Below are 11,951 nucleotides of genomic sequence, written 5' to 3' on the forward strand. Positions count from 1 at the left end.
ATGGCAAAACAAGACAAGAAAGCCTATGACCTGAGCGAAGCCGAGCTACGCGACCTAGTGACTTTGATCCAGCAAGGCAAGGCCTTGCCGGAGAAATATCGCTTCATCCTGTTCGAGGACAAGCGCGAAGTCGAGTTGGTCTGGAATGGCAAAACGCGAGACGTATGTACCACGGTGCTGCCCTTTCAGACACTGGAGCACGTGGACGAGCCGCGCACCGAGACCAAGACCCAGGGCGAGCTATTCGATCCTCGCGGCCGGCAGGTCAAGGGGTGGACAAATAAGCTCATCTGGGGCGACAACAAGCTGATCCTGTCTTCGCTCAAAGCGGGTGCCCTGCGCCAGCAGATCGAGGACGCCGGCGGCCTCAAGCTGGTGTACATCGACCCGCCCTTTGACGTTGGCGCGGACTTCTCCATTGACATCGAGATCGGCGGTGAGACCTTCCACAAAGAGCCAAACCTGCTGGAACAGATCGCCTACCGCGACACCTGGGGGAGAGGGGCAGATTCGTTCATCAGCATGATCTACGAGCGGTTGATTTTGATACGCGATTTGCTGGCGGAGGACGGGAGCATCTATGTGCATTGCGATTGGCGGTTAGATAGCCTCATACGGCTAGTGCTTGACGAAGTATTTGGTAGAGGTGGCGACAACGGTGCCGCTGGATTTCGTAACGAAATCATCTGGCACTTCACACAGGGAGGGAAGGGGGCGAAGCATTGGGCCAGGAAACACAACACCATCTTTTATTTCTCGAAAACCGATAGTCCCATCTTCAACCAAGATTCTGTGCGCTTTGCCTTTACACCTCACAAGCAAGACGAAAAAGGCGAAAACTACGGCGGCCGCATGGGAGTAGATGAAGATGGTCGCCGTTATGTGGAAAAATGGGGGACAGGGAAGAAGAGGCTGTACCGATACTACCTTGACGAAGGTAAGCTACCTGAAGACGTCTGGTCCGACATTCAATCAATTCAGTCCGCGGCTTCGGAACGTTTAAACTATCCCACACAGAAACCTGAAGCCCTACTTGAACGCATCATCAAAGCCAGCAGCCATGAAGGGGATCTCGTAGCTGATTTTTTCTGCGGTTCTGGTACCACGGCAGCGGTGGCGGAAAAACTGGGACGCAAATGGATCGCCACCGACCTCGGCAAGTTCGGCATTCATACCACACGCAAGCGCCTGATCGACGTTCAGCGCAAACTGAAAGTCGCTGGAAAAGACTTCCGTGCCTTCGAAGTGTTGAACCTGGGCCGCTACGAGCGGCAGGCATATCTCAACGTCGGCGGCCGCCTTACCGGCAAGCAGAAGGAACAGGCGCTGACCCAAAAGGAAAACGAGTTCCGCCAACTGATTCTCCGCGCCTACAAGGCTACCGGCCTCGGCGGCAACGAAGGCGCACAGCCGCAAGACGGTTTCTTCCACGGAGCGCGCAATGGGCGTCTTGTGGTCATCGGTCCGATCAACCTGCCCGTGGGGAGACTGTTTGTCGAGGAAGTCATCACCGAGTGTCGCAAGCGCAGCGCGTCCCGTGTGGATATACTGGCCTTCGAGTTCGAGATGGGATTATTTCCGGCAGTGCTTGAGGAGGCTCGCAGCAAGGGCATTGATTTGTCCCCGAAATACATCCCCACCGAAGTATTCGACAAGCGGGCCATCGACAAGGGTCAGGTCGTGTTCCACGACATCAGCTTCGTCGAAGCCACGCCGCGCTATAACAAGAAGAACAAGTTCGCAGTGACCATCGAACTGACCGACTTTTCCGTCTATTACACCCAAGGGGCCGCCGAGGCTGCAATTGCCGCCATGAAGGAAGGCAAGAGCGAGGTGATGTGCGAACAGGGGCAACTCTATAAGGCGAGCAAGAACAAGGAAGGAATTGTCACCAAGGAACGTCTGACTAGGCACTGGACGGACTGGGTGGACTATTGGGCCGTGGACTTCGACTACATGAGTCGCAAGGAGATCATCAAGGTGCCCGTTGGCACTGGCATCAGCGAGTTCGCTTCTCTTCCTGGTCTTGAGGCATCGCAGGGTGAAGTGGCCTTGCCGCAGTTCGAGGATCGCTGGACGGGCGGCTACATCTTCGAGAACGAATGGCAGAGCTTCCGCACCCGCCAGAACCGCGATCTAGAGCTGATTACCACCGTGCATACCTACGACAGACCCGGGCGTTATACCGTAGCTGTGAAAGTTATCGACATCTTCGGCAACGATACGATGACCCTAGTGCCAGTGAATGTTGGTTAATGCACCCCGGAGTAAAAATATATGAATGGCGGGCAGGAGATAGGGATGATGCAAAATAACATGACACGATCCCAAGCGCTTAACGAGGCGCTGAAACAGCCCAATGGTGCCCGGTTCTACCGTTGTGCGCTTCAGGTTAATCCTTTTGCTTATCACAGTCGCCATGCCAAACAGTCCACCTTTCAAAACGGAGCTGAATACAACGCGGCGATCATCGCGGCTTGCCATGCCAACAAGATCGAGGCCATTGCCGTTACCGATCATTATCGGATCAGCGACTCCCTGAGTTTAATCAATGAGGCTCGTGCGGCGGGTATTTTCGTGTTCAGTGGCTTCGAGGCTGCGTCCAGTGATGGTGTCCATTTCTTATGCCTCTATGATCCCAATAAAGACGGCCTCATGGAACGTTTTATTGGCGATTTGGGTGTGCACGATCACACTGCACTTTCACCGCTAGGTGACAAGAACTGTCTTGATCTGCTGGATCGCGTCCATCGCCAGGGTGGTATTGCGATCGCCGCTCATGTCGCAGCAGACAACGGTTTGTTGGCGACACTTGAGGGTCAGCCGCGCATAAACGCGTGGAAGTCCGACAATCTTTGCGCCTGCGCGCTGCCTGGGCCGGTTGAAAACGCACCGCAAAGCATGCGCGGCATCCTGAAAAACAAAGATGCGGCGCACAAACGCGAGCGCCATGTCGCCGTCATAAATGCCTCCGATGTGAATAGCCCAGAGGATTTAGCTGAACCGCGGTCAAGCTGCTTTATAAAGATGTCGGCACTGTCGGTAGAAGGCCTACGTCAAGCTTTTCTCGATCCTGAATCTCGGATACGTCTACACAGCGATCCGCATCCAGAGCCACATGCGGAATTCATCGCCATGGCCTGGGAAGGTGGTTTCCTTGACGGAACGCGACTGCACTTCAATGGTAACCTGAATGTGCTAGTGGGTGGTCGGGGGACGGGGAAATCAACTATCGTCGAAAGTCTTCGCTACGCTCTGGCGATCGACCCCATTGGAGATGAGGCAAACAAGGCGCACCAAGGCGTTCTGAGACACGTCCTGAAAAGCGGCACCAAGATTTCACTGCTGGTACGATCTCATCATCCTGCGAAGCAGGATTACACGATCGAGCGAACAATACCCAATCCGCCTGTTGTCAAAGACGAGTCTGGTGCAGTTCTAAATTTGTTGCCCTTTGATGTGGTGCCGGGCGTTGAGATATTCGGCCAACATGAACTTTCTGAGCTGACCAAGAGTCGTGAGAAGCTGACGCTTCTACTGGAGCGGTTTGTCAAACGTGATCCGAATGCCGGTGCCCAGAAGGCGGAATTGCGCCTGGAACTGGAGCGCTCGCGCGGCCGGATTGCCGATGTGCAAAGAGGAATCAAGCTGATCGACGAGCGCCTCAGCCTTTTGCCGGGCCTGGAAGAGACACAAAAGCGATTTCAGGATGCCGGTCTAGAGGAACGCCTGAAAGAGAAGAGTCTTCTGGTGCGGGAAGAGCGAATTTTAGCGACCATCAAGGAAAGACTGACTCCGGTTGCGACATTGCGCCAGGAGCTAGCCGAGTTCCTGCCGATCGATACTGCTTTTTTATCTGCGAAGGCGTTGGAAGGTCTCCCGAACAGCGCGATGCTGATCGGGGGTGCAGCCATTCTTGACCAAGTAACTGTGCAACTTCAAGCAATCGCCATGCTGATTGAGCAGACACTTTCCATGTCCAACGCTGGCCTGTTGGCATTGCGTAGCCGTTGGGACGAGCGACGGCAAATAGTAGAAGTCACCTATCAGGCACTCTTGCGCGAACTTCAGAAGTCCAAGGTTGACGGTGAGGAATTCATCCACCTACGCCGCCAGATCGAGGAATTGAGGCCGCTCCGGGAAAGGAAGGAAACCCTCCTTCGTGACTTGGCCGCTTACCAGGAAAACCGGCGCAATTTGCTCGATACCTGGTTCAATTTTCAATCCGCCGAGTACCGCGCCCTGGAGAAGGCAGCCAAGAGCGTCTCCAAGAAACTTAATGGTCGGGTGCGGGCCATGGTCACGATGGGGGGCAATCGTGAGCCGCTCGAAAAGCTATTGCGGGACCAAATTGGCGGCAACCTGGCTGCGCTGCTAGAGCGTTTGAGAAGTCGCAATACCCTGTCGCTGCTGGATTTCGCACAACGCTGCCGTGAGGGTAAAGATTCGCTCGTCAGCAACTACGGCCTTCCGCCCGCGGCTGCAGAGCGGCTTGCCCAGGCAGGGGCTGATATTTTTATGAGGCTGGAAGAACTGGAGTTACCTGCAACCACCAAGATCGAGCTGAATACATCGGCCGAAGGCGAGCCGGAAACGTGGCAAACAATCGAAGCTCTTTCGACAGGTCAAAAGGCGACGGCCGTTCTCTTGCTGCTGCTGCTGGAGTCTGAAGCCCCTCTTGTTGTAGATCAGCCTGAAGACGATCTCGACAATCGCTTCATTACCGAGGGCATTGTGCCGACGATGAAGGGTGAAAAACGTAAACGGCAGTTTGTCTTCTCGACACATAATGCCAATATCCCGGTCCTTGGTGATGCCGAGCTGATTATCGGTCTTTCAACTGGCATTCAGCATGAGACTGTTCAAGGGCGCATCAACGAACGGCATATGGGCTCGATTGATATGGAGCCCGTGCGCGAAATGGTCGAGGAAATTCTTGAGGGTGGAAAAGCTGCTTTTGAGATGCGCCGCCAAAAATATGGCTTCTAATGGCAGGAAGCTCACACGCTAACCCAAAATAGCTTCCGGGTCGGCTGGCGGCAAGAGCGCCACCGAACAATACAAGGTATCTACACGCCCCGCACCGCCGCCACCAGAGCCCCAGCCGAGATATGCGTATAACGCTTCAGCATCTGCGTGGACTTATGACCGGTTATAGCCTGCACCGTCATGATCGGCAAGCCGCGCTCACAAAGGCGGCTGGTAGCCTCGTGACGCAGATCGTGAAAGGTCAAACCCTCAATACCTACCTTCTTGAGCGCCTTGAAATAGCTGGCCCGCATGCCGTCGGTGGTATAGCTCCAGACCCTGCTTTTGGGGTCCGTACTGTGCCGCTCCCGCTGCCGCTTGAGACACTCTTCCGCAACGATGGACAGCGGTACCAGACGGGTCTCCCCGTTCTTCGTATCTTGCAGAAAGACTGTGTGATTGCGGAAATCCACCCGATCCCAGGTCAGGCCCATGATCTCGGCTTGGCGCATGGCCGTCTCGATGGCAAAACGCACGATATCCGCTAGTTCTGGATTCGTCTTTTCACACACCGCCAACAACCGCTCTTCTTCATCGCCGACAAGCCTTCGGTCCCGTCCCCGGGGGAGTTTGGGCTTGCGCACCAGGGGCACTGGATTGATGAGATCGGCCATACCCCATTCCGACCGGGCAATGGTGTAGAGATGTGAGATCAGTGCCAGGTATAGCCGGATGGAGTGCGGACCCAATCCCTTGGGGTGCGCTTCGCTGGGCCGCTCCCAGTGCTTCACCATGAGGGCCAGCCGCTGGCCGCTGATCTCCGCCAAAGCCAGATCCCCGAACGTGCCCTTGAGATCGGCCATGATGCCCAATTCCCGCCTCCGGGTGGTGAGCTTCTTGTCCGGGAGAACGTCCATCTCATAGCGCAACAGCGCGTCGGCAAGACGGTATTGCCGGGCCTCCAGGCGTTGACAAACCTCTGCGGGGGTCTGCCGGTCGAGTTCCGCTTCCTTCTTGAACGCCCAGGCCGTGGCTTCGGCCTTGGTGTCGAAGGTGGCCGACAGGTAAGGATAACCCTGCCTGCGGATCTGCACCCGCCAATACTTGCCACGACGGTTGATGCTCGCCATGCTCGCCTGCCTTGTCGGAATCGTTTCAGACAAGGTATTCGGCTGGTGTGCCAAAATCAAGAGGCTGTGGAGTCCGTATCTATTGGGATTCCGGCAGGAACAGGGGATTTTTTGTCCGCCGATCGGATTGGCTGTTTCTGTGCCAGAACTGTGCCAATCGCTTTATTCTGGCGCTCTGATTTATCTTTATCTATTTGATTTATATGGTGCCCAGGGGCGGAATCGAACCACCGACACGAGGATTTTCAGTCCTCTGCTCTACCGACTGAGCTACCTGGGCGTGAGGATGGCGATTTAATCCGACTCCGCTGCTGAAGTCAAGGCAAGGGCCCGCTGATACACGCGACGATGGGAAACGCCGCTCTGGGCTTCGGCTATGCGCACCGCCTGGGCGAGAGGTAGCTCTTGGAGCAGTGGACGGAGCCAGCGGTCGAGCTCGACTTCGGTAGTCTCGTGTGCCGGTGCGCCGGCCACGACCAGGCACATTTCTCCGCGCTGACGCTCAGGCGCCGCGGTCAACACCTCCCATACCTCTTGCAGAGTTTCCCCGAGGGCTTCCTCATGCAACTTGGTGATCTCTCGGGCTAGAACCGCTGCTCGGTCGCCAGCAAAGGTATCGATCATGTCCTGCAAGGTGGCCAGGATCCGATGCGGTGCTTCATAGAAAATCAGGCTGCGGGCTTCGTCACGAATGGCCCGCAGTCGCTCTTGGCGTGCCCCCCGTTTTGCGGGCAGAAATCCCTCAAACACAAAGCGGTCTGTTGGCAGTCCGGCCAGTACCAGAGCTGCCAGAGAAGCGGAGGGTCCGGGGACAACGATAATTTCCGTCCCCGCTCGGCGTAGTTCGCGAATCAGGGGATAGCCGGGATCAGAGACGAGGGGCATGCCGGCATCAGAGATCAGCGCAAGTTGCTCGCCGGCCTGCAGAAACGCGAGAATGCGTGGGATCTGCTCGCGTTCGTTGTGCTCGTGCAGCGGTTCCGTACGCGGTTGTAGGCCGATGCTTTGAAACAGGCGCTGGGCATGGCGTCGGTCTTCGACCAACACCCGGTCGACCGCACCCAAAACCCGCCGTGCTCGGGGCGAAAGGTCCTCGAGATTGCCAATGGGCGTCCCTACAATGAATAAACGACCGACGGCTTTTTCCATACGAATTGACGCATTCGCCACTAATTGCGCACCTGCAGTCTTCTCCCTACACTCTGCCCATGTACGGAACTCCCTCTTCTTCTGCGCCCTTGCTCTGGCGCTCGATTGGAGTGGCGCTGCTTGGGGCGTTGCTCAGTGCCTGCGCCAGTATGCCACAGTCGCCGAGCGAAGCACCCTCTGCGACAACCTCTGCGCCAGCAACGATGTCCACGCCCGAGATCAGCCAGGCACAGGAAGGCGATCGTCTCTTGGCCCGAGGGCAGGATCTCGCTGCTGCCAAGGCCTACATCCAGGCGGCGGCGGCAAGTGGTGAAGAGAAACAGCTCGATTATCTGCTCAAGGCAGCACAGGCGTCCCTGGAGGGCAAACGGCCGCAAGTGGCGGAATTGCTGAGTGCCGAAGTGCTGCGCTTGACCCATGAGCCGTCCCAACGCGCGTCAGCATTATGGATTCAGGCGCAGGCCTACTTACACGATGGACAGAATAAGCTTGCCCGCGGTTCGTTTGCCGAGTTACTGAGTACTAGTGGTGTTGCCACGGGCCGCCGTGCCGAGGTCATGGAACAACTGGCCAAAATTTATGAAGGCGAGAATCATGACCTTACGGCGCTAGATTTTCTCGTGAAGCGGGACGCCCTATTGTCTGGGCCCGAAAAAGAAAAAAACCGGCAACAAATTCACGCTCTTCTTGATGCGCAAAGCGCGGCGAAACTGAAAAATTGGCAAGGCCGAAGTGGCGACCCCATCGTGCAGGAGTGGCTTGCATTTGCCTTGATCGCTCGCGACCATGCCGACCCAGGCAGCCGGGAGGCGGCCTTTGCGGCTTGGTTACAGGCGCATCCTGGTCATCCCGACATCCATTATGAACATCACTCTGCCACCGCAGTGACAAGCGCGGCGCGTGGCGCAATTTGCACGTTATTACCAACCACTGGGCGCTTTGCCGATGATACCCTGGCTTTTGTGGCCGGGCTTCGAGCGGCAGCCCAGCAACAGTCGGGACCAGTAGTCCAGGAGTTGAGCGATACGAGTGACCCCGCTTTGAACGCTACGGAATATGCTTCGGGCGTGGAGGCAGGGTGCAAGGCCTTTGTGGGTCCTGCCTTACCGCAAGACATCCGAGCCGTGCTCGGGGCTCGGCATCCCAGTGATCCGCCCATACTGCTCTTGGGTAATCCGGGCAGCCATGTCCCAGCAGGAGTCCATGACTTTGATATTAGCCTGCGGGTAACAGCGCGGCGGGTAGCCGAGGACGCCTACCAGGCAGGATATCGGCAGGCGGCTGTGCTTTATCCCCTGGATGCGGAGGGCGCCAATCTGCAGGCAGCCTTTTTGCAAATGTGGAAAGGCCTCGGTGGCGCGGTGGCTGGCGTCGCGCATTACCGCGCTGGTGATGGCGCAACCGCCGTACGGGAGGCCGTCGGCCCTTCACTCGGTCGCCGCGCATTTGTGTTTTTGGTCGCTTCACCAGCGGATTTATCCGCCATTGTTACCGCCATTCGTGCGCGTAGCGCGCGGCCAATTTTATTGGCCGGAATCCCTAGCTTCGGTGCGGAGCATACTGGCGGTCTGGCAGATGCTCGCACTTATGCCCTGGGGATGCCCTGGGTCTTCGATCCGAATATCGCCAACGGCCCCGCCGCTCAGGCGGTGAAGCAGAGCTTGCCGCAGGCGACAGCCAAGCAGTGGCGGATGGCGGGATTGGGGGTGGAGGCCTATGGGCTGTTGGCGCAGATCCTGGGGGCAAGTGCTTCTGCCCAGGACAGTGCGGGGGCGATGGGCATTTCGTCACCGCCGGAGCACGACGGTAAACGCAGGCTGCGCTGGGTGAGCTGGCAGGATGGCGTCATGCAGGTTCTACCGCAATTGCCGGAACCCTGAGGCATGCCATCCCCCACGCAAGAGATTGGTCAGCGGCACGAGGAGCGCGCCGGGAATCTGCTCCACGCCAGCGGTATGCGTATTCTGCAGCGCAATTTTCGTTGCCGTACGGGCGAGATCGACCTGATCGCCCAGGATCAGGAGCATGTGATCTTTGTCGAGGTACGTAGCCGCCGGCATGATCGACAAGGGAACGCCGCAGCAAGTATTGGTCCGCGCAAGCAACAGCGGATCATTCGGGCGGCGCAATATTTTTTGTTGCGATATCCCCAGTATCAGCGCTGGCCCTGTCGTTTTGACGTCGTCAGTTTCGACGGCGATGCGCCTGGGGAGTGGATTCGCGACGCCTTTCAGGTACCGAGCCGATGACCTCATCCTCCTACTGGCAAGAGCAACTGCAAGAACACCGCACCGTTCTCGCTAACCTCGACGTCCTGGCGGCGCCCTGCCATCATGCCGAGACGCTTATTCTTTCCACCCTGCGCCGCGGCGGAAAATTACTGAGCTGTGGCAACGGCGGCTCGGCAGGGGACGCGCAGCACCTCGCTTCCGAGCTGGTCAATCGTTTCGAGGGCTGGCGCCGCCCGCTGCCGGCCGTAGCCCTGAGTTGCGATGGCGCCGTCTTGACCTCAATTGCCAATGATCTCGATTATGACCAGGTCTTCGCCCGCCAGGTAGCCGCCCTGGGCCGCTCCGGCGATGGCTTGGTGGTATTCAGTACCTCGGGAAACTCGGCCAATGTCCTCGCCGCCGTGCAGGTGGCGCAGGAGCGGGGGATGTGGATTCTCGCCTTTACCGGACGGGATGGCGGCGCCCTGGCTGCGCTGCTGCGCCCCGGCGATATCGAACTGCGGGTGCCCCATACGCGCACCGCCCGAATCCAGGAGATCCATCTTCTGCTGATTCATAGCCTTTGTGCAGCGGTCGATGCGGCGCAGCGCGAGGCATCTCCCTCGCCGTCTGATCTGTGTGCGGCGAAGATCTTGAATGATTGGGAAGAGCTTGCGCAGCGCGTGGCCATTCAGCGGCCCCTGGTGTTTACCAATGGGGTCTTTGATCTTTTGCATCGAGGGCATGTCCAATATTTGCTCGAGGCGCGTGCCGAGGGGGCCTGCCTGGTCGTGGCGGTAAACGGCGACGATTCGGTACGCCGACTGGGCAAGGGAAACGACCGACCGATCAACTCCCTGGTGGATCGCCAAGCCGTGCTCGCTGGCCTCTCTGCCGTAGATTTTGTGACTACCTTTGCGGATGATACGCCCTTGCGCTTGATTCAGCGGTTGCGACCAGAGGTGCTGGTGAAAGGGGGCGACTGGCCGGTGGAGAAGATTGTTGGTGCTACCGAGGTGGAAAGTTGGGGGGGGCGAGTTCTGAGTATTCCCTTCCAGCATGAGCGCAGTACCACGAGTCTGCTGCAGCGCATTCGGGAATCGCAGCCATGACGCAAAACGCCATTGCGGGATTGAAGGCCTGCCTGGGTGCCGAGCGCGCGCGCGACGATATCTTTACGCGCGAGCTGTATAGTCGGGACGATACCCCGGAAGTGTGTATGCCCGCGGTGGTACTGTTCCCCCATAGCCATGAAGAGGTACAGGCCATCGTCCGCCTCGCGGGGCGCCATGGTTTGCCGTTGACGGCGCGCGCTGCGGGCTCGGGAAATGTGGGGGGCGCCCTTCCCGTTGCCGGCGGGGCAGTGGTTTCTTTTGAATGCATGCAAGAAATTCTCGAGTACGCGCCGCAGGAGCGCTTGATACGGGTGCAGAGCGGCTGCATTACCGCGGAAATCGACCGGATCGCCGCTGCCGATGGCCTGAGCTATCCCCCCGATCCCGGCAGCAGTCCCTACTGTCGGATTGCTGGCAATTTGGCCATGAATGCCGGCGGACCCCATGCGGTCAAATATGGTGTCACCCGCGATTATGTGTTGGCCCTGCGCGCGGTTACCGGACGCGGAGAAACACTGGATACGGGGGTGCGCACCAGTAAGGGCGTGGTCGGCTATGATCTCACGCGCTTGTTGGTGGGCAGCGAGGGAACCCTGGCCCTGATCACCGAAGCGACTCTGCGCCTCGTGCCCCGCGCGCCGGAGCGCGCTCTGCTGCGGGCAGCCTATGCCCAGACCCGTGCCGCCTGTGCGGCGGTGAATCGGGTCATGCAGCAGGCAATTCTTCCCAGTGCAGTAGAGTTCATGGATGCGCATGCCTTGGCGGCCATACGCCATATGGGTGCGGCGGCTTCGCTGCCGGAGGCGGCGAGTGCCCTGCTGATGATCGAAGTCGATGGTGCGGCAGAGACCATCGCGTCGCAACTCGAGCTGATGGCATCGGCCCTCGCGGGAGAGGGATTGCTGCAGCTGGAAACCGGGCAGGACGCGGCAAGCATCGCGGCGTTGTGGACCGCACGCAAAGCCCTCTCGCCCGCGACCAAGGCAATGGCTCCCCTGAAAATCAACGAAGACGTGGTAGTGCCGGTGCCAAAGCTGTGCGAATTGCTCGCCGTCATCGACGAGATCGCGCGGACGGAGCATTTGCAGATCGTCAGCTTCGGCCATGCCGGTAATGGCAATCTGCATGTGAACCTGCTCGTCGATCCGGCGCGAGACGACAAGATGCTCCACGCGCAACGAGGTCTCGACCGGCTGTTTCAGACCGTGCTGGCCCTCGGCGGGACCCTCTCTGGCGAACATGGCATCGGTAGCGTCAAGCGCTCGTTCGTGGCGCGCGAGCTCGATCCTGTGAGTCTCCACCTACAAAAGCAGATCAAGTCTCTTTTTGATCCCCATGGGATTTTGAATCCCGGCAAACTGTTTCCCGACGACTGAGTT

At 58.3% G+C, this 11,951-nt stretch carries 8 protein-coding genes and 1 tRNA gene; 6 read left to right on the top strand and 3 right to left on the bottom strand.

Features of this window, described 5'->3' with window-relative positions; translation table 11 throughout:
* A complete protein-coding gene (locus M5D89_RS03150) occupies positions 1-2,256 on the top strand; it encodes a DNA methyltransferase (protein ID WP_248884337.1) in 2,256 nt (751 codons plus the stop codon).
* Between the two features lie 45 nt (positions 2,257-2,301).
* Positions 2,302-4,989 (top strand): TrlF family AAA-like ATPase, encoded by a 2,688-nt coding sequence (locus M5D89_RS03155; protein WP_248884338.1) that lies wholly within the window; start codon positions 2,302-2,304, stop codon positions 4,987-4,989.
* An 80-nt stretch (positions 4,990-5,069) separates the two neighbouring features.
* On the opposite strand, the gene M5D89_RS03160 is transcribed toward M5D89_RS03155, so the two are convergent.
* The 3 genes from M5D89_RS03160 to rsmI all read right to left on the bottom strand — a co-directional run bounded on the left by M5D89_RS03160 (position 5,070) and on the right by rsmI (position 7,247).
* The gene (locus M5D89_RS03160; protein WP_248884339.1) at positions 5,070-6,098 is read right to left on the bottom strand and encodes an integrase; all 1,029 of its coding nucleotides are present in this window, start codon (positions 6,096-6,098) and stop codon (positions 5,070-5,072) included.
* Between the two features lie 204 nt (positions 6,099-6,302).
* Positions 6,303-6,378 (bottom strand) — tRNA-Phe (locus tag M5D89_RS03165).
* Positions 6,379-6,392: 14 nt separating this feature from the next.
* Positions 6,393-7,247, bottom strand: coding sequence for a 16S rRNA (cytidine(1402)-2'-O)-methyltransferase (gene rsmI, locus M5D89_RS03170; RefSeq protein ID WP_248884341.1), 855 nt, complete (start codon positions 7,245-7,247; stop codon positions 6,393-6,395).
* A gap of 59 nt (positions 7,248-7,306) precedes the next feature.
* On the opposite strand from rsmI, the gene M5D89_RS03175 reads away from it, so the two are divergent.
* Genes M5D89_RS03175 through M5D89_RS03190 form a run of 4 tightly spaced genes read left to right on the top strand, consistent with a single transcriptional unit; the run spans position 7,307 to position 11,948 of the window.
* On the top strand, positions 7,307-9,127 hold the full coding sequence (locus tag M5D89_RS03175) for a penicillin-binding protein activator (protein WP_248884343.1): 1,821 nt from the start codon (positions 7,307-7,309) through the stop codon (positions 9,125-9,127).
* A 3-nt stretch (positions 9,128-9,130) separates the two neighbouring features.
* Complete coding sequence (locus M5D89_RS03180) at positions 9,131-9,496, top strand: YraN family protein (protein ID WP_248884344.1); 366 nt, start codon at positions 9,131-9,133, stop codon at positions 9,494-9,496.
* A complete protein-coding gene (rfaE2, locus tag M5D89_RS03185; RefSeq protein ID WP_248884345.1) occupies positions 9,493-10,569 on the top strand; it encodes a D-glycero-beta-D-manno-heptose 1-phosphate adenylyltransferase in 1,077 nt (358 codons plus the stop codon). Before M5D89_RS03180 ends, rfaE2 begins: the two co-directional genes overlap by 4 nt.
* Positions 10,566-11,948, top strand: a complete 1,383-nt coding sequence (locus M5D89_RS03190; protein ID WP_248884347.1) for an FAD-binding oxidoreductase — start codon at positions 10,566-10,568, stop codon at positions 11,946-11,948. The genes rfaE2 and M5D89_RS03190 overlap by 4 nt, the downstream gene beginning before the upstream one ends.
* Positions 11,949-11,951: the final 3 nt, after the last annotated feature.

This window comes from Acidithiobacillus acidisediminis (assembly GCF_023277115.1).
GTDB lineage: Bacteria > Pseudomonadota > Gammaproteobacteria > Acidithiobacillales > Acidithiobacillaceae > Igneacidithiobacillus > Igneacidithiobacillus acidisediminis.